Below are 17,821 nucleotides of genomic sequence, written 5' to 3' on the forward strand. Positions count from 1 at the left end.
GTATCTCTTTTTTTTGAGGAGGAAACCTAGCGTTTACTAAAAAACTGAGCTATAATCTTCTCCATAGATCAAAAAGGAGCGGTTTTTATCATGTGGACAGAAAAACAGAAAAAAGATGCATACGAAATTCTATTATTACAGCAACAAGGATTATTAGAAGCAGAAGATAACTGGTTAGCAAATTTAGCAAATTCATCTGCATTGTTGAATGAAACATTACCTGAGACCGTCTTTGCAGGATACTATTTATTTGATGGTAATGAATTGATTTTAGGACCGTTCCAAGGGCGAGTTTCCTGCACACGTATCAAGATGGGAAAAGGAGTTTGTGGAGAGTCAGCTGAAAAACAAGCGACATTGATCGTTGACGATGTCAAAAAACATGAAAACTATATTTCCTGTGATTCAGCCGCACAATCAGAAATCGTTGTACCAATGGTAAAAGAGGGTCATTTAATCGGTGTTTTAGATATCGATTGCGGAGTAACGAAAGGGTACGATGAAATCGATCAAGCATTTCTAGAAAAATATGTAGATCTTTTATTAGCAAATTTTAATATAAATGCCTTTTCATTTATTAATAACTAAAATCGATTATTGAAACAAAAAAGAAGAGAAATCAAGAATAAAAAGAGCCGGAAAGACAGTGGGCATATCTGTTTTTCGGTTTTTTTATTTTTTTATAAAATCACAAGTGTTATTGGTTTTCATAATCATATTTTAATGGTATTATCATTTTAAATAATGAAAAACACATTAAGGGTGGATGAAATATGAATAACGAAACTATCATTTTAGGAAAAAAATATATTTGCCAACCTATTGGCTTGAAACAAAAAGTGGTTGGAGAAGTAATCAGTAAATTAGAAAATTGTGTTGTGATCTGCGTAGACGAATATCATGACGTCGATCGCAATGAAATATTAGAAAAATGCGGAAAAGTAGTGGCAAAATACACTCACGTTTATGAGTTGGAAACGACAGAATATCTATATAATTACAGCAATAAATATGAACATACTTTAGTTTCATAAAGATTTTAAATAAAGTGCCTTCAAAAGCGAGGAGTCCAAGCTTTTGAAGGCACTTTATTTAGTTGGCGTTGTTTTTTTATGATTTTTGATTTATTAAAAAGGCTCGCCTAGAGAATCTGTTTCTGTAACAATACCTTGTGAAGAAACTCGATAAAAATCTATAGTACCATAGCCGTCCAGTTGTCGAATGGATCTACTAGTTGCCTTAAGAAGATAGCCCGAGCAAATCATTTTAAAAAATGCAAAACTGATATCATAATCATTTAGATCAGGTTTATTATCCGTAAAGTATTTGTAAAGCTTGTGCCTGATCAGGAGTAAACGTAGAACTATCATAGTTATTTGTTGAAGAAGACAAAGAAGTTGACTTAGAGTTTACTTGAAATGATGAAGATGTGCTGTTAGTTTCTCTAACCTGTATTTTTTAGTGGAAGAAACTTTTATATCGGAAGTTTCAGAAGTTTCTCCAGAAGAATTTTTCTTATTTCTAGAAATTGTTGATCGATACTACTCGAAATGTGGATATCTGAAGATATACTCTTTGACTAGGAATTTTCACAAGCAGTAAGTAAAAATAAGCTTGATAAACTGATAAGTAGAATTTTTTCATTATATACACAATCCTTATACTGTAATTTGGCATATACCTATGCTAAATATTAGGCAAAAACAATGCAAAAATATTAAGTCTTTTATTAAGCCAAAATAAAAAAACGTTGATTTATCAACGTTTTTTACAGTATCTATTAGTCTCAACCATACATATATATATTGAGACGGCGGGTTCAGGCAATAACATTGGGGTGTACGTTGATGCAGCAACTGCTAGATATACCAAGCCAGTTGCAGGATTTGCGACAACTGAAAATAAAATTATTGGCAGAGGTTTGATTATCAATAATGGGCAGGTGTTAAGTTAATGGTTTATAAAATGAATGAATCGATCATTGTGATTCAAGCAGAAGCCACTAGTCCAAACAGGACGAATGTTGTTTTTTGGTCGCATGATCGAGGAACAGCTAAGCTTCGAATGAAGTTAGTTCGGAAAAACGGCATCCCTCAAAGCTTACCCGAAGGGACAACTGTTCCGATTCGCTTGATGTTCAAATCTGCAACGGCAGAAGGTGGTTATGGTAAACATGACTATCTAGCTACGGTAGAAGATCCTGTGAATGGTATTGTATTTATCGTATTAGAAGATAATATTTTAGGATATGTCGGTAAAGTAGAAGGTAGCGTATATATTGATTTTCCAAACGACCGCTCGTTAGATACAGCTGGTCGTTTTACTTTTTATATCAAACGCAGTCCAATTGATGATAGTACGCCAGAGCTGGAAGATTATTATTTCAATGGGTTTAGCCAGACAATCGATAAAATCGAAAAAATTCTAGCTGATGGAAAGCTAGAGATTGAAAAGAAAATTGCGGAATCCGAAACGCAGATTGATGCGAAAGTAAAAGACACAAACGACAAAATCACGAAAGCTAATCAAGATGTCGCAACTCTCAATACTAATATTGATAAAGCGAATGATCGTATTGATCAAACCAATCAGCAAATCGGCGACCTCGGCAAGCTGAAAAAGATGTACAGTAACAGCATTGACTTCGGGGACTATGATTATTCGGGAAGACCTAACTTATTCCTAAATTTAGATTTTTCAAAACTAAGTAAAAATGCTTCAGAGATTACAGAACCTCCTGCTTATGTTAAAGACGGCGGTTCGCATTTTGTACTTGACTTTAGCGATCCGTCAGCAAACGATGTAAGTAGAAGCGTATATATTCCATCTGTAGGACGGTTAGAAAAAGGCTCTACTTATATCGTAACTGTGCCTATAATGATTAGTGAGGATTTCTCCACAAATTACGGCTCTTCGCCTATCTATCCGTATTGTGTATCAGCTAATAACGTTGTGACACGTGTCACTTATTTATATCCAGATAATAGTTGTAGGGGAAAATGGGGGTTCATTAAAGAGACATTTACTGTACCTGAAAACGTGTCAGACGGAGAATTTACTTATTTTTAGGTTTACTCGACTAAAGGACAAGTCGGCAAACTCTACATTGGTTATGATATTAAGATTGAGAAAGTAACGTCAACAAGTGATACGGCAACTCCTTACCAGCCAAATTTACTCGATGCGCCATATTATTTGAGTAAAAAAACACTAGGTAAAAATTTACTTGATCCAACTGGCATTACAAGTAGCTCATATTTGCTTCTAACTAAAACACCAAGCGAAAAGTTACTTAAAGACCAGACCTATACTATTACACTTAAAGGAACTAAACCGGCAACGCAGACATTCCGTTGTTTTGTACAATATGAAACTAATGGTTCTACTGTGAATCTTTTTGATATGAAACCAGTTGAAGGTCTTGTTGATGAGTGGCAATTGACATTTAAAGCAACTATAAGCGCCACTGATATAACTGGGAGACTATATGTTTATCAAGTGCCAAATACAAGTTTAGGTCAATGTAAAGTAGAATGGATAAAACTAGAAAAAGGCGACACACGAACCCCAAATATTAGTGAATATAAATACTGTGGTGAAGGATTGAAAGACAGCAACAATCCCAATGATTACAGTTGGGACATCACGCCTGAATATGCTGAAAAAGGCTTGAATAATACGGTTAGTTTGACCGAGCCACAGTCAGTTGAAGGTTTAAAAAACTTTGAGGATGGGTTGCAGATTGCAGGTGAAGAAGTTGCGACAGTTGCAGAAAGTACAGGTTGGCTTGCTCTTACACTTGTGGACGGTTTCGAAGTAGCTGAGAATAATCCACCTCAATATAAAATCACGTATCAAGCAAATGGTGATAATGAAATTGAGTTTAGAGGTGAGTTCCAACTGACCGGAGGGACAAAATTTACAAAGGATACAAGTTATTATCCATTCGGACGTGCTAATCAAGCTACAAATATACCAAATGAGTTGAAACCTGACCGAACCGCCTTTGGTTACGGCGCAACAAGTACAGGTGTCGGTGGTCGGCTAGCTGTAACCACAACGCCAACTTTTGTATTCATACCTGGCGATTCAGATGGTACTTATTGTTCCATTAGTCCTTTACGGTACACGCAAACAAAAAAATAAAGGAGTGAAATAAATGAAAGATATTTGGAAGTATGGCAAGCCTGGTGGGGAATATGCCGGAAAAGTGTTAGATGATATGGTTATGACTGTCCCGTTTACTGATGTCCCACCATTAGAAGGAATTCGTTCAGATGGGGAGCCTTTAACAATTAATGATCAATTATTTGATCCGCAAGAAAAACGATGGATTGTTTTGACGAATGTATTGGATCACAATAAGCTAAATAATCTTGAAGCAGTGTATGAAGCTCTGGAACATGAAAACGGCAATCTAAAACAGCTCAATGCCAAACTCATGCTAAACGATGTAGCAATTAAACAGGAAAATACAGCATTGAAAGAAAAAGCTGATAGTTTAGCACAGATCAATTCAAAGACAATGCTTGCTTCACTTCAAAATAGCAAAGACATTGAAGAAATTAAAGAGCAATTAAATCCAGAAGGAGGCGAGTAGTATGTTTAGTTTTAGCGATGTGAAAATGATGTTTGACTGGGGCTGTTTTACTGACGATCAAGTTCTACAGTTCGTTCCGCTATGCATTACAGACGAAGAAGCAGAAAAAATTATTAACAATGAAGAGAGTGCATCTTAATTGATGTGCTTTTAGTTTTGATACAAGGAGTTGCAATATGATTAATTTAGGGGAATGGGGAGCGATAGCAGGATCAATAACCGCTATCGTTTCTTTGATTTTATTAGTAATTAGACCGATTGTTGCATCATTTACAAAAATTACGAAAACACTATCACAAGTGAGTTACAACTTGGAACTATTAACAAAAGAATTAGAATCGAGCAAATCAGATCGATTGATGATTCATGAAGAACTAAAGAAACACGATGAAAGATTAGATACACATGCAGAAAAATTGGTAGAACACACACAACAAATTAAAACTTTATTTAGGGAAACATCTCGATAAAAATAGAAAGAAGATGAATAAAGATGATCTTACCTGATAAATATTATCAAATCATTAAGTGGGCGGTACTTACGGTACTTCCGGCTACATCTGTATTAGTTGCAACACTAGGCAAAGCATATGGATGGAATGGAACAGATATGACAGTTCTGACTATCAATGCAGTAGCGACGTTTTTAGGTGTTATCACTGGTGTGTCTGCATATAACTTAAAAAAATAGGAGGAAAAAAATGAAGAAAATCATTTTATCATTGAGCCTACTAATGGCTCTTTTTTTATTACCTTCGAATGCTTTTGCCTACACTATTAACAATGAATTTAATTTAGGTGTAAATGAAGGTAGCTCTCAAGTAGCGAATAATCAGTATATTTTACTTCATGAAACGGCTAACGAAACAGCAACAGGACGCAATGAAGCACAGTATATGCAACGTTCATGGACTAGTGCTTATACTGCTTACATTGTGGGAGACGGTGGAATTGTTTACCAAGTCGGACAACCTGGTTATGTACAGTACGGTGCTGGTTCGTATGCTAATGCAAATAGTCCTGTGCAGATTGAGTTACAACACACACATGATAAAACAACGTTTGAGAAAAACTACAAGGCATACGTTGAATTGGCTAGAGATTCAGCAATGAAATATGGTATTCCATTAACATTGGACACGCCTTATAACCAACCAGGAATCAAATCGCATTTATGGGTAACACAAAATATTTGGGGCAATCATACAGATCCTTACGGTTATCTTTCTGAAATAGGTGTAAGTAAAGAAAAATTAGCCTATGATTTGGCTCATGGTTTTACGGATGATAATCCAACTACTTCGGAGGATAAACCAGTCATTGATCCAACTAGAGCAGGTGCTGCAAATCCTACGCTGACAGATGGAACAAATTACGCCCACATTGATCAGTTCGGAGAAATCGAAAACGCAAACTTGCATGTAGCTGGATGGCACATTGCTAACTATAAATACGAGTATATCTTCATTATGAATTACGATACTGGAAAAGAATTAGCTCGAGTAAGAGGTGATGGAATTTATAGACCGGATGTAAATCAAGCGTATGGGACATCTGGGAATGTTGGCTATCATGTATCTTTTAACATGCACAACTTCCCTAATAAGAAAGTATACGTTATGATGCGTGTTACAAATGATCCAACAGGAAATACTAAAGGTGGAGCGCAAGATTTCCACGATAAACGATGGTACTTAAATATTCCGCAAAGATAAAAATAGCCCCTCGGTGAGGGGCGATACATATGCTATACATTTCTCAAGAGAGAACAAATATTCTTTGGAATCATATACTTTCTACACATTAAATCATAAGCTTTATAATTTCTTTTTTTTAAGGTAACAAAAATAGATTCTAGTTCATCTATAAATTGACTTTGCACTAAACTTCTCGAAGATAATAACAAGGTAACTGATAAAAAAAGCCCAATTATTGAATCTGAACGACCATCTTTGACTAGCATATGAGTTTTCTTGTTTTTAGAGAATAATTTAAATTCATATTTAGGTAAAACATTTTTTTCTTCCACACAGTGATTTACAATTCTTTGTCCATGCGCTACTCTATTTCGGTAAATGTGAATAAATTTCAAGGATTTTATAAATAAATTTTTTTGAGCACTAATATCTTGGATTTTTGGTTTCATAAAAACAGAAGAAATATCACTTTTAGCTTCTTTTGGGCAAATACGATACAACTCATAGATTGTTCCTAAAGAAAGTGCAGGGATGGAAATCCAAGGTGGTACATTATTATGTTCTTTTTTATAATACTCAATTGAAGGATCTCCACTTTTTTTGATGCATTTTTCTAAATGATCAATAGTGACTTCTCTTGAAGGTCGACCTTTCATCTTACCGTGTTCTACAATATATCCCCACGAATAATTGTTTTTATTTAAGTAATTAGTTTGCATTTCACCAATGTATAAAGAGATATAGTAAGAACAAGATGTTTTTAATGTAGTCTCAATCATAGAAAAATATTTGTAGAGCAACGAAGATAAGTTTTTGTCAAAATCATATATACTTAACAAATCCTCAAAGTAATTTCCTTGAAAATCATCTTCAAAATCGCCTTCAGCATTTTGAGTAGAAATCGAGAATAATTCTTTATAGCGATTTATTAATCCATAATAAGAGTTATTCATTAGTACATATTTAGCATTTTCACTGTTTTTAAATTTTAAATTTCTTTGTTTTAAAATTTCAATTTGTTCTTCTAGTGTCTTAAACGGTTTATCTGACATTTTGGTCACCTCTACAAAAAAAAGTCCCGCTATAATTGGTGCAGCGAGACATGGAAGTAATCTTCCGGATTCTTTTATTAACTAAAATATACCACTTCTTGAAATTACAGTAAAGCACTTAGAAGAAATTAGCGAAATTATTTAATTATTTTTTCCGTTCCTCGACCATCTGTTCTATTTGACGTTATAAAAATAGCCCCTCAGTGAGGGGCAGTACATAATTATATTGAAAACTATAAAAATCATTCGATAAAATAGTAATGTTATCGCATATCTTCACTATCACTCATAAATAGTCACACTCCAAGATATGCGATAACAGGTTTGTTGCCACACATTCTACTGGTTGATTGTTTATGGCTTTATGTGGCAACAACCTGTACCCTTAGCTCAGTTGGTCAGAGCAGACGGCTCATAACCGTCCGGTCGTAGGTTCGAGTCCTACAGGGTACATTAATGTAGCCATTTGAATCGTTCTGTGTTAGAATTTTTTGAAGAGTATTATACAAGCTAAAGCTTTTCTTCATTGCCACTCAAATGAGTGGCTTTTTTATGTATCCTTTTATGGATTAATGAAAGGATGTTTCACATAGTTATACTTCTGTATATTTGAAAAGTTTTACTTTGATTTTTAAATAGAAAGACATTTGGGTTATATTGTGAGATAATAATAAAGAAGAGTTTAAAGCGTTCCCCAAAAACCACTCCCCCATAAGTGTGTTACGCTTTAAACTCTTTTATATTTGAAGCCATTAAAAAGCATACCATATTTTTGAAAAAAAGTGAGAAAAAAGGCTTATAATTGGAGTGGTAGTTAATTAGTGACTTATTTTTGATTTTATAGCACTGATACTATAAAATATAGATATCATCATATTACACAATCTTAATACTAACTTAAAAAGTATCCCTTTTATAAGTATGGTGATAAAATCCGTTCCGGGCTACCTTTTTAGGTAGCCTACTTTAATCTTTATACCTTAATCTTTATACCTTTCTGGATCAACGAAAGTATACTTTATATAATCATAACGCCGATGATCGCTATGTGCATCCGGCACGTCAGTCACCACATCAAACAAAAAATATACATCTTTCTTCATTCTCGTTTTCGCAGCAGGAATTTTAAAGTAGTTCTTATTAGAATAGTAGAGATTGATTAATAAGCTATCTTCGATTGCCAAAAAGAAAACTTCTGAATCCCACACCTTATAAAAATCTTTGACAAATCTATTCGAAGGATCAAATTTAAACCATAATTGTGTTTTTCCTTCCATCAGCATAAAAGTTCACCTCGAAAAGAGCATACGAACTAATGTTCTTTTTGTAAAGTAGGAATAGCGTTGATAATATGGATGGAACATATATATTAAAAAATGTTCTTTTTGAATGCTATTTTGAATGCTATTTTGAATGCTATTTTGAATGCCATTTTCATTCATTTAACGAAAATCTGCGAAAATAAAAAATGCTCAAACCCTTATAAAATAAGGATTTAAGCATCTAGCGAAATCTGCTGAAATCTCACAATGGAGACGGCGGGAGTCGAACCCGCGTCCAAACACATCGCCACTTAAAAATCTACGTTCATAGTCAACTCATTTGAGGTTTCGCTTTACAGCTTGCCGAGTGACAGGCATTCTGTATCGCTAGTCTGATATTCTCTTTTTCAACTTACAGACGGAAAGTTGAAACGTATCCCACTAAAGTTAGGACCCTTACTCGAGCACATGGGCGATGCCGAGAGGATCTACGCTAACTGTTTTTAGGCAGCTAAAGCGTAAGAGTTGTTTTCGTTTTTAGCAGTTATATTTAACTGTAACGTTTTTACGTAGACGTAACCTACGAAACGCAATTCAAGCTCGACTGTGCCTGTCGAATCCGTAACGTCCCCGTTAGCTAACAAGGGTTACGTGTATTTTTCATACAAAATCAGTATAGCACATCTTGGGATAAATTCAATAAAAAAGCGGATGCTACCCCAGTATTTATATAAAACTGTCCCTTTCTTAAGAAAAAATAAGTGATTTTTTAAGAAAGGGTCCAGTTCCGAAAAAATGACCTTAAATCAGATCAAAATGCTTCAATGCGTGGACAATTCCGCCTTCTGTATTTTTCTTTGTGATGAAAGTAGAAAGCTCTTTTAATCCATCATAGGCATTGCCCATAGCGATTTTGTTGTCGCAAGCTTCCAACAAGGCAAAATCATTCGGACCATCGCCAAATCCAAAAGTAGGAACTTCTTCTAATTGAAGTTCTTTTTTCAGTCGTTTGACACCTGCGCCTTTTGAGATTCCTTTCTTCACTGTATCAATCGAGTAAGGACCATTCCGATAAAAAGTTAGCTCAGGAAAATGTTCATGATAGTATTCGTCACCCGATTGAGATAAGATAAGTAACATATTTACTGTATTGTCTTTAAAGCCTAGAGGATCTATTTCCGGCACATCTGAATGGATAAAGTCATAAGCATCGATCATTGTTTGGCTATGACCGGTACACCAGATTTTCTGGTCGTTATAGTAAGAAAGTTCGTGCCCATTCAACTGTACATGATCATACATTTTTTGACATTCTTCTGAAGAAAATGTCTGAGAGTAGATTTCTTCACCGTTTACTCGAATGAAAGAACCGTTCATGGTGACTGCAGAAGTAATGCCCGCATCTTCCATGATCGAGTGGATTTCTGCTTCTGTACGTCCTGTGGCGATGACGGGAAGAACGTTGTTTTCTTTTAATGCGTTCATAGCTTTTGCCACTTCGGGTGTGATTTTTGACTTCCCATCTAGTAATGTTCCATCAAGATCAAAGAAAGTGATTGCACGATAATTTGACACAAATAAAACTCCTTTTTTATTGGAATAAGTTTATCTTAACAAAGAATGAACAAAAGACAAACCTTTCGTGAAGAATTCCTGAACATATTGGTTCAGTCAACAATATAGAGTATACTATAAGAAGAGAATTTAGGAGGGAAAGAATGATTTTTTTCAGTATTGGTATCTTATTCTTAATAATTGGCAGTCTTTTTCGGATTCTGCCCTCAAAAGGAAACCTGCCTTTTTATGGGTACCATTCGCCTCTTGCCGCAAAAACAGACGCTCATTGGCGACTAGCACAAAAGACAAGCGGGAACTGGTTTTTCCTTATGGGCTTACTGATGACATTGATCGGTTATTATTTAAAGACATCTGGACATACGAATTATTTTTTGATCGAGATGCTATTATTGGTATTTCCAATTATGCCCATTTTTATTATGACAGAAAAAAAATTACAGAGATATGACCTGGAAACTGGAGGAAACGATAATGAATATTTTAATGATTGAAGATAATCAATCTGTTTCTGAAATGATGCAGATGTTTTTCTTAAATGAAGGCTGGGAAGCAACCTTCAAATATGATGGAAAAGAAGGGCTCGACGCCTTTTTAGAAAACCCCCAACATTGGGACATGATTACATTGGACTTGAATTTGCCTACAATGGACGGCATGCTAGTAGGAAGAGAGATCCGCAAAGTTTCAAGCACAGTGCCGATTATCATGCTGACAGCTAGAGATTCTGAAAGTGATCAGGTGATCGGCTTAGAGATGGGGGCAGATGATTATGTGACGAAACCTTTCAGTCCGCTGACGCTTATTGCTCGAATGAAAGCTTTACATCGCCGTAGCGAGTTGGCAGAAGCAAGAGAAGAAGCAGCGGTTTCAGATGACCATTTTGATATTGAGACCAGTCATTTCAAGATGAATACGAAAACACGAGAAGCATATCTGGACAATCGGCCCATCGAAGGCTTGACGCCTAAAGAATTCGATCTATTGTTTACTTTAGCAAAAAAACCACGACAAGTATTTTCTCGGGAACAGTTGCTTGAACTAGTCTGGGATTACCAGTATTTTGGTGATGAACGGACAGTAGATGCCCATATCAAGAAATTGCGTCAAAAAATTGAAAAGGTCGGACCACAAGTTATCCAAACTGTTTGGGGAGTCGGCTACAAATTTGATGATTCTGGTGTTGCCTAATGCGTTATTTGTATCAGCAACTCTTAGCATTTTGCGGAATGGTCGCGTTGATCTTATTGATCGTCGGAGTTTCTTTTACGCAACTGACAAAACAGACGATTGAAGAAAACAATTATCAGCAACTGTTTGGATACGCTGAATCAGTTGAAAAGACAACGCAAACCTATGCCGATACACTTCCGCAGTTTAGTCAAGATCAGGCATTTCAAAATGCATTGCTGCTGACGGAGCAAGTACTGACAGAACAAAATGTGAATTTTATATTCATCGACAAAAATGAACGTGTCATTTATCCGACCAATACAGCATTGCTGAACTTTACCTTAACAACGGATCAATGGAAAAATCTGAGGAGTGGGCGTCAAGAGAAATTCACATCGAATAAAAACATTTTAGGGCAAGCACAGGCGACCTCTTACGCACTTGTACCATTCAATTTGAATCATGAATTCTATGGAGCACTTGTAGTCAGTCAACCTGCGCGGAATATCGATAACAGTGTTCGTCCAATTACACTGAACCTGTTCAAAGGTTTCATTTTTTCCAGTATTGTGGCGGTCATTGCCAGTTATGCTTTTGCAGCATTCCAAGTCAAGCGGATCAATCGTTTAAGGAATGCGACGAAAGAAGTGACGAATGGCAATTTTGATGTACAGCTTCCCGTACATGATAAAGATGAATTTGATGAGTTAGCAGATGATTTCAATAAAATGACGAATTCACTGAAAGAATCTCAAGCAGAAATCGAAGAACAAGAAAATCGTCGAAGACAATTCATGGCAGATGCTTCCCATGAGATGAGAACACCTCTTACGACAATCAACGGTCTTCTGGAAGGGTTGGAATACAATGCAATCCCTGAGAATCAGCGAGAAGACGCGATTAAATTGATGAAGAATGAAACAGAGCGTCTGATCCGTTTAGTAAATGAAAATTTGGATTATGAAAAAATCCGTACGAATCAAATCAGTATGGTCATTAAAAAATTCAATGGTACAGAAACATTGAGGAATATTGTTGCCCAGTTAGAAGCTAAAGCAGAGGCAGCAGGGGATACGTTGACACTGAAAGCCGATGATGATATCGATGTTTACGCGGATTATGACCGTTTTGTCCAAATCATGGTCAATATTATTCAAAACGCGATACAATTTACCGAAAACGGCCAAATCATGGTCACCCTGGAAAAAGGCTATCTTGAAACGATCATCACGATCGAAGATACGGGAATTGGAATGTCTGAACAACAAATGAAAAGTATATGGGATCGCTATTATAAAGTAGATCCTTCAAGAAAAAATACAAAATATGGTGAATCAGGATTAGGTTTACCAATCGTGCAGCAGCTTGTTCGCCTGCATAAAGGAAAATTAGAAGTAGAAAGCGAACTAGGAAAAGGAACGAAATTCACTGTTCGTTTGCCTGACGTAGAAATCAAAGAAGAGTAAAAAAACAAGCGATATAAAAGATCATGAATCGATCTTCTATATCGCTTGTTTTCTTATAATAAAAGGACTGATTTAACCCGCAGGCTCTAAACGATCAATGTAAGGACTTTGGGCAATAGTAGCGTCATGCGTAAAGAGTAAGATACCTTGATTTTCTTCATGAGCTAAATAAGAAAGCAAGTGGAGCAGTTCTTGGATCTCCAATATACTAAGTTCATCAAAGGTGTCTTCAATAACAATATTGTTTCGTTTGGAAAGCAACGCATGAAGCAATTGAAGCTTTACTTTCTCAAAAGGCGTAAGCTCAGTCGCCGCACAATTAAGTAATGAAGAAGAGATATCAAGTTTTTCTTGATAGGCTAAACGATCTTGTTTGATTCCCTTTTCTGGTAAATCTAACAGTACATGGTCTTTGAGCTTTAGGTAAGGAAACATTGGCCAATCTTTTTGAACGATGGCGAAATTTTCCAGATTAGCAACTAGAACTTCTTTTTTTAAGTGCTCTAATATCTTATCCTGTTTTTCGAGGGGACACAAGATAACGGTCAAATGGTCAGCGTTAATCAAATATTCAGGTTTCATTACGTTTAGGCCTCCTGCTTTGCAAGTGATGGATAAAAAAAGTGAATGGGAATAGGCTGAGAATCAGACAGCACCCGCTAAGTCCAACAAGTGTTTGGGCAAAGCCTCTAAGAATATTTGTGAAAAACAGATCATTTTGAAAATCAATAGTAAAGAAAGTCTGCTGATCCATCGGAATCGTAAGTCCGCTTACTGAAGTCAAGATATCACGGATATCTGGCAGCTCAGCAGTCTTTAAGACAAGAAAATTGATCCTTTGAAGCAGTGTTTCATAAACCGACTGGAAGCTGACGATCCACAATAAAACCAAGATACAACAAAGAAAGAGAGGAAAGAACAGCTGCCAAAAAATAAAAAGGAACAGTTTGGCTTTAGAAAGACCAGTCAGGCGCCAATTCATCAATTCTTGCTGGTTTTGCCTGAGTGAATAGTAAAAGAAAAAGATAAAAAAGAAGGCAAACAGAAAAAATAAACTGAATATGCCTTTTAGATAAAATCGGCTAGCTAATTCTAAAGCCGGAAGAAGCGCCGTAGATGCAGAAGCACCGATAAATGAAAGCCGATCTTGGACTTGATTCGCTAAAACCGATCGCAAATGGTAAAGAGTCAGGCATGCTATCAATAAAAAAGCAGAAAAGCTTGAAAATAAACAATAGAGTATTGTCTGCTTTTTGTAATAAATTAATCGAGCAGTAGCATAGCGGATCATTTTCATACTTTTCACCTCTATAAAAAGTATAAAAAATGAATATGAATAAAGTATGAAATTCCTTTAGTAAAATCACGAATTAAAACCAAAACCAGGAAACCTCTTGCAAAAAGCAAGAGGTTTTGAAAAAAGAGCTGCGACAAGATATTTGTCACAGCTCCTTTCAGATTTGTTTTGTCATTCGGAAGAACTTGTGGTCGTTCCGTGAAGTTCTTGATACGTTTGAGTTTTATAAAGATCAACAGTTGATTGTCCGTTGTGTTGACTAAAGACACTAGTTGATTTGTCACCTAGAGATTTTTCAGCTTCTTTTAATTTCTCTAAGCCATTCTTGTAGTCATAATCACTGGTATCAATTGGGTCTAATCCACTATTCGTATAGAACCGAAGAAGATCACCGTTATTGATTTGATCAGAAACAGCTAACTGTTTATCAACTTTTTCTTTGAGTGAATCAATTTCATTTTGTACTTCCTCAGTAGGTTCAGTAATGGCCTCACCAGTTTCGTTACTGTAGATGGTACCACCGTAGTAAGTATATTTTGGAGTAACAAAATCGCCATCACGGAAAGAAACAAGCTGTTCATGATCTTTCGAGAATAGATCTTGTCCTAACTGAATATAATTTTTTGTATCTACACCTAGTAAATGGAGCAGCGTAGGCAAAGCATCAACTTGGCCGCCATAAGTGTGATTGATCCCGCCTTGTGTTTGTCCAGGAATATGAATCATATAAGGGACACGCTGCATTTGTGCATTGTCATAATTAGTCCAAGTAGAACTCGTTTTTCCAACTAGTTCAGCTAGATTTTTATTTCTAGAATTCGAGACACCATAATGGTCACCGTAAAGAACGATAACTGAATTATCATACAAGCCGCTTTCTTTCAAATAGTTGAAGAATTCTTGTACGGCAGTGTCTAAATAATTAGCTGTCGCGAAGTAACCGTTAATCGTTTCATCGTTTGTATTGGCTAACGGGAATCCAGCTTCGTCATTGGTGAATTTCGAATAAGGATAATGGTTAGATACAGCAATGAATTTTGAATAAAATGGTTGTTGCAGACGTTCCAAGTATTGTACAGATTGTTGGAAAAATGGTTTATCATGCAAACCGTATTGGAACGAATTGTCATCATTAACGTCATAATAAGAAGAATCGAAGAAATAATCATATCCTAAATTCTTATAGGTCTCGTTTCGATTCCAGAATGTGCCGGCGTTCCCATGGAACACTGCACTTGTGTAGCCTTCTGTTTGACTTAAAATATCAGGTGCAGCTTGGAAAGTATTTTTTCCGCCTAATTGTGTGAACAAGGAGCCTTGATTCAAGCCAAACAATGAATTTTCCATCAGCGTTTCCGCATCACTTGTTTTTCCTGCTTTTACTTGATGGAAAAAGTTGTCAAAACTGAACGTGCTATTGCTGTGATAAAGACTATTGATGAAAGGTGTAACTTCATGTTGGACACCATTCTCATCTGTCAATTTATAATCGATCAAGAATTGTTGGAAGCTTTCTAAATGGATATAAATCACATTTTTTCCTTTAGCAAGTCCAAACAAATCATCATTTGGTGCTGCGTAATGTTCTTTTACATAATTTTCTACTTCTTTCATATCATTGGGGCTTGCTTCTGCCCGCACTTGGTTTGTCTGGTAAGTTTGAACGCCGTCGTAAACCATGAAAGCATTCAAGCCAAGATATTTGACCAAATAATCCCGAGAGAATGTACGAGTCAATAATTCTGGACGATCAGCTTCCGCCATAAAAAGATTTCCTGAGAAAATCATAACGGCTAATGTAGAGATTGCAAAAGCCATTCTTGCTCGAATCGGACGAGGGTCCAACTTGATTTTTTTGGCGATCAGTAGGACAGTCAAGATAATGAAATCGATCCAATAGATCACGTCATATGGGCGAAACAGTCGAAGGGCACTTTCTCCCAGACCACTTGCTACTTTCCCAGCACCTAAAATCGTGTTGATCGTAATGAAGTCCGTGAATTCTCGATAATAAGTGACATTCGAAAAAACAAGCAACGTCAAAAGAAAATAAATGACCATTATCGTGATATAAGCAACTCTAGGGCGTCTGATATAAAGAGCAATTCCAAGTAATAACAGTGTAGTTGCAATAGGATTGATAAATAAGATAAAGTATTGAATGCCACTTTCAATTCCGAGATGGAAATCAACCAAATAGGCAAAAATCGTTTTCAACCAAAGTAAAACGACTAGTAAAGAAAAAAATCCGAGCCTCTTATTCAAAAAGGCAGGTGTTTTTATATATTTCAAGATAATCTTCCTTTCTGCACTTCTTAATCACAGAAGTGCCATGAAACCATGTTACACAGCTCACTTATTCTCATTTATTTTACTAGTATGACAATATAGTGTCAATTGAAACCAGAACTTTGTGCTGTTTCATTAAGGTTTTCTTTAAGCTTGATGAAAAAGAAGCAGTAAGACAAGACCTATGTTTTTTGTTATACTTGAGAAGAGAAAGCTAAAGCAGGTGAAGGAATGAAAGTACAAGTAAAAAAAAGAGCAAGCAGTCGATTGAAAAAAGGCTATCCATTGATCCAAAAAGAAGACCTTGCACATCCTCAAAAAGAAACCACGCAATGGGTGGAATTAGTTGATCCGCAAAATCAATTTATCGCAAAAGGATATTTAGGAAAGCAGAATAAAGGGATCGGTTGGGTACTGAGCCAGCAGGATATCCCATTTGATCAATCATTTTTTGAAGAACTTTTTGTGAAGTCAAAAGAAAAAAGAACTTTCTTTTTTTCAGATGATTCTACTACCGCTTTTCGTATATTCAATGGAGAAGGAGACGGAATCGGCGGTCTGATTATTGATTATTATGCAGGTTATGCTGTTTTTTCTTGGTATAACGAGACGTTATATACACATCGTGAATTATTGATTCAAGCTTTTCGTGAAATCTATCCGGAAATCATCGGTGGATATGAGAAAATTCGTTTTGAATCAGTGAATCTGCCTGAGAGCCAGTTCATTTACGGAAAAGAGGCACCGGAGCCCTTGATCGTAAAAGAAAACGGAATAAAATTTGCCGTTTATTTAAATGAAGGATTAATGACTGGTATCTTTCTAGACCAAAAAGAAGTACGGGGATCATTGGCAGAAGGTTTCGCTTCTGGGAAAACAGTTTTGAACATGTTTAGTTATACCGGCGCCTTTTCTGTTGCTGCCGCAATGGGAGGGGCAATCGAAACGACAAGTGTCGATCTAGCAAAACGCAGTTTGAAAAAAACACAAGAACAGTTTGAAGTGAATGGCCTGGATGTCGATCAGCAAAAAATCATTGTTATGGACGTATTCGAGTATTTCAAATACGCAAAAAGAAAACAATTTTTATATGACATGATTGTGTTGGATCCACCAAGTTTTGCCAGAAACAAGAAAAAAGTCTTTCGCGTAGCAAAAGATTATGGGGAACTGGTCAAGGATAGTCTGGATATTTTAGCAGAAAATGGGATACTTATTGCTTCTACAAATGCTGCAAATGTCTCGATCGAACAATTCCAAACAATGATCGAAGAGGAATTCCATGCCAAGAATGTTTCTTTTGAACAACTTGCTTTATATCGTTTGCCAAAAGATTTCCAGACGACGGATACCTTTTTAGAAGGTAATTATCTGAAAGTGTTTGTTTATCAAATTAAAAATAACCATTAG

Annotated in this window: 18 protein-coding genes, 1 tRNA gene, 1 other RNA gene and 1 pseudogene; 14 read left to right on the forward strand and 7 right to left on the reverse strand. The window is 36.0% G+C overall.

Annotated elements, in window-relative coordinates:
* Positions 1-90: 90 nt before the first annotated feature.
* The 9 genes and pseudogenes from AC1F25_RS02275 (at position 91) to AC1F25_RS02315 (ending at position 6,315) form a co-directional block, all read left to right on the forward strand.
* Positions 91-588: a GAF domain-containing protein gene (locus AC1F25_RS02275; RefSeq protein WP_002293167.1), complete on the forward strand. Its 498-nt coding sequence runs from the start codon at positions 91-93 to the stop codon at positions 586-588.
* Positions 589-773: 185 nt separating this feature from the next.
* Positions 774-1,034 (forward strand): hypothetical protein, encoded by a 261-nt coding sequence (locus AC1F25_RS02280; RefSeq protein WP_002289617.1) that lies wholly within the window; start codon positions 774-776, stop codon positions 1,032-1,034.
* 716 nt (positions 1,035-1,750) lie between these two features.
* A complete protein-coding gene (locus AC1F25_RS02285; RefSeq protein WP_479994210.1) occupies positions 1,751-1,954 on the forward strand; it encodes a hypothetical protein in 204 nt (67 codons plus the stop codon).
* Positions 1,954-3,759: pseudogene (locus tag AC1F25_RS02290) on the forward strand (BppU family phage baseplate upper protein); the annotation flags it as partial. The gene AC1F25_RS02285 and the pseudogene AC1F25_RS02290, both read left to right, overlap by 1 nt.
* 400 nt (positions 3,760-4,159) lie before the next feature.
* Positions 4,160-4,600: a hypothetical protein gene (locus AC1F25_RS02295; RefSeq protein WP_002344276.1), complete on the forward strand. Its 441-nt coding sequence runs from the start codon at positions 4,160-4,162 to the stop codon at positions 4,598-4,600.
* A 1-nt stretch (position 4,601) separates the two neighbouring features.
* Positions 4,602-4,739: an XkdX family protein gene (locus AC1F25_RS02300; protein ID WP_002314480.1), complete on the forward strand. Its 138-nt coding sequence runs from the start codon at positions 4,602-4,604 to the stop codon at positions 4,737-4,739.
* Between the two features lie 37 nt (positions 4,740-4,776).
* Positions 4,777-5,070, forward strand: a complete 294-nt coding sequence (locus AC1F25_RS02305) for a hypothetical protein (protein ID WP_252706243.1) — start codon at positions 4,777-4,779, stop codon at positions 5,068-5,070.
* A gap of 23 nt (positions 5,071-5,093) precedes the next feature.
* Positions 5,094-5,291, forward strand: coding sequence for a phage holin (locus tag AC1F25_RS02310; RefSeq protein WP_002314481.1), 198 nt, complete (start codon positions 5,094-5,096; stop codon positions 5,289-5,291).
* 10 nt (positions 5,292-5,301) lie between these two features.
* On the forward strand, positions 5,302-6,315 hold the full coding sequence (locus tag AC1F25_RS02315) for a peptidoglycan recognition protein family protein (protein WP_479994211.1): 1,014 nt from the start codon (positions 5,302-5,304) through the stop codon (positions 6,313-6,315).
* 32 nt (positions 6,316-6,347) lie between these two features.
* Here the strand turns inward: AC1F25_RS02315 and AC1F25_RS02320 are convergent, their stop codons facing one another.
* The gene (locus AC1F25_RS02320) at positions 6,348-7,349 is read right to left on the reverse strand and encodes an Abi family protein (protein WP_002313578.1); all 1,002 of its coding nucleotides are present in this window, start codon (positions 7,347-7,349) and stop codon (positions 6,348-6,350) included.
* A gap of 379 nt (positions 7,350-7,728) precedes the next feature.
* Here AC1F25_RS02320 and AC1F25_RS02325 point away from each other — a divergent pair.
* Positions 7,729-7,802, forward strand: a tRNA-Ile gene (locus tag AC1F25_RS02325).
* A gap of 527 nt (positions 7,803-8,329) precedes the next feature.
* Here AC1F25_RS02325 and AC1F25_RS02330 read toward each other — a convergent pair.
* From AC1F25_RS02330 to AC1F25_RS02340, 3 genes are all read right to left on the reverse strand, one after another.
* Positions 8,330-8,632, reverse strand: coding sequence for a DUF5960 family protein (locus tag AC1F25_RS02330; protein WP_002313579.1), 303 nt, complete (start codon positions 8,630-8,632; stop codon positions 8,330-8,332).
* A 244-nt stretch (positions 8,633-8,876) separates the two neighbouring features.
* Positions 8,877-9,243: a transfer-messenger RNA gene (gene ssrA / locus AC1F25_RS02335) on the reverse strand.
* 169 nt (positions 9,244-9,412) lie between these two features.
* The gene (locus AC1F25_RS02340) at positions 9,413-10,186 is read right to left on the reverse strand and encodes a Cof-type HAD-IIB family hydrolase (RefSeq protein WP_081186009.1); all 774 of its coding nucleotides are present in this window, start codon (positions 10,184-10,186) and stop codon (positions 9,413-9,415) included.
* A 143-nt stretch (positions 10,187-10,329) separates the two neighbouring features.
* Between AC1F25_RS02340 and AC1F25_RS02345 the strand changes: the two genes are divergently transcribed.
* From AC1F25_RS02345 to AC1F25_RS02355, 3 genes are read left to right on the forward strand one after another with little or no spacing between them, the layout of a single operon-like run.
* Positions 10,330-10,680, forward strand: a complete 351-nt coding sequence (locus tag AC1F25_RS02345; RefSeq protein ID WP_002290403.1) for an SdpI family protein — start codon at positions 10,330-10,332, stop codon at positions 10,678-10,680.
* Positions 10,661-11,377, forward strand: coding sequence for a response regulator transcription factor (locus tag AC1F25_RS02350; protein WP_002290404.1), 717 nt, complete (start codon positions 10,661-10,663; stop codon positions 11,375-11,377). Before AC1F25_RS02345 ends, AC1F25_RS02350 begins: the two co-directional genes overlap by 20 nt.
* Entirely contained in the window at positions 11,377-12,825 is a 1,449-nt protein-coding gene (locus AC1F25_RS02355) for an ATP-binding protein (protein WP_252705794.1), read from the forward strand. The genes AC1F25_RS02350 and AC1F25_RS02355 overlap by 1 nt, the downstream gene beginning before the upstream one ends.
* Positions 12,826-12,897: 72 nt before the next feature.
* On the opposite strand, the gene AC1F25_RS02360 is transcribed toward AC1F25_RS02355, so the two are convergent.
* The 3 genes from AC1F25_RS02360 to AC1F25_RS02370 all read right to left on the reverse strand — a co-directional run bounded on the left by AC1F25_RS02360 (position 12,898) and on the right by AC1F25_RS02370 (position 16,414).
* Positions 12,898-13,407 (reverse strand): hypothetical protein, encoded by a 510-nt coding sequence (locus AC1F25_RS02360; RefSeq protein ID WP_002308814.1) that lies wholly within the window; start codon positions 13,405-13,407, stop codon positions 12,898-12,900.
* Positions 13,397-14,122, reverse strand: coding sequence for a hypothetical protein (locus tag AC1F25_RS02365; RefSeq protein WP_479994212.1), 726 nt, complete (start codon positions 14,120-14,122; stop codon positions 13,397-13,399). The genes AC1F25_RS02360 and AC1F25_RS02365 overlap by 11 nt, the downstream gene beginning before the upstream one ends.
* Positions 14,123-14,293: 171 nt before the next feature.
* Positions 14,294-16,414 carry an LTA synthase family protein gene (locus tag AC1F25_RS02370; RefSeq protein WP_252705796.1) on the reverse strand — a complete coding sequence of 707 codons (2,121 nt, stop codon included), beginning with the start codon at positions 16,412-16,414 and terminating at the stop codon, positions 14,294-14,296.
* 228 nt (positions 16,415-16,642) lie between these two features.
* On the opposite strand from AC1F25_RS02370, the gene AC1F25_RS02375 reads away from it, so the two are divergent.
* Complete coding sequence (locus tag AC1F25_RS02375; protein ID WP_002308823.1) at positions 16,643-17,821, forward strand: class I SAM-dependent rRNA methyltransferase; 1,179 nt, start codon at positions 16,643-16,645, stop codon at positions 17,819-17,821.

The sequence above is a fragment of the Enterococcus sp. M-BR2 genome (assembly GCF_056612775.1).

Excerpts from the sequence above, each read along its gene's own strand:
- AC1F25_RS02355 (WP_252705794.1), top strand. The coding sequence starts at position 11,377 with ATGCGTTATTTGTATCAGCAACTCTTAGCATTTTGCGGAATGGTCGCG.
- AC1F25_RS02275 (WP_002293167.1), top strand. The coding sequence starts at position 91 with ATGTGGACAGAAAAACAGAAAAAAGATGCATACGAAATTCTATTATTA.
- AC1F25_RS02305 (WP_252706243.1), top strand. The coding sequence starts at position 4,777 with ATGATTAATTTAGGGGAATGGGGAGCGATAGCAGGATCAATAACCGCT.
- AC1F25_RS02375 (WP_002308823.1), top strand. The coding sequence starts at position 16,643 with ATGAAAGTACAAGTAAAAAAAAGAGCAAGCAGTCGATTGAAAAAAGGC.
- AC1F25_RS02345 (WP_002290403.1), top strand. The coding sequence starts at position 10,330 with ATGATTTTTTTCAGTATTGGTATCTTATTCTTAATAATTGGCAGTCTT.
- AC1F25_RS02320 (WP_002313578.1), bottom strand. The coding sequence starts at position 7,349 with ATGTCAGATAAACCGTTTAAGACACTAGAAGAACAAATTGAAATTTTA.
- AC1F25_RS02300 (WP_002314480.1), top strand. The coding sequence starts at position 4,602 with ATGTTTAGTTTTAGCGATGTGAAAATGATGTTTGACTGGGGCTGTTTT.
- AC1F25_RS02295 (WP_002344276.1), top strand. The coding sequence starts at position 4,160 with ATGAAAGATATTTGGAAGTATGGCAAGCCTGGTGGGGAATATGCCGGA.
- AC1F25_RS02310 (WP_002314481.1), top strand. The coding sequence starts at position 5,094 with ATGATCTTACCTGATAAATATTATCAAATCATTAAGTGGGCGGTACTT.
- AC1F25_RS02360 (WP_002308814.1), bottom strand. The coding sequence starts at position 13,407 with ATGAAACCTGAATATTTGATTAACGCTGACCATTTGACCGTTATCTTG.
- AC1F25_RS02280 (WP_002289617.1), top strand. The coding sequence starts at position 774 with ATGAATAACGAAACTATCATTTTAGGAAAAAAATATATTTGCCAACCT.
- AC1F25_RS02315 (WP_479994211.1), top strand. The coding sequence starts at position 5,302 with ATGAAGAAAATCATTTTATCATTGAGCCTACTAATGGCTCTTTTTTTA.
- AC1F25_RS02365 (WP_479994212.1), bottom strand. The coding sequence starts at position 14,122 with ATGAAAATGATCCGCTATGCTACTGCTCGATTAATTTATTACAAAAAG.
- AC1F25_RS02330 (WP_002313579.1), bottom strand. The coding sequence starts at position 8,632 with ATGCTGATGGAAGGAAAAACACAATTATGGTTTAAATTTGATCCTTCG.
- AC1F25_RS02350 (WP_002290404.1), top strand. The coding sequence starts at position 10,661 with ATGAATATTTTAATGATTGAAGATAATCAATCTGTTTCTGAAATGATG.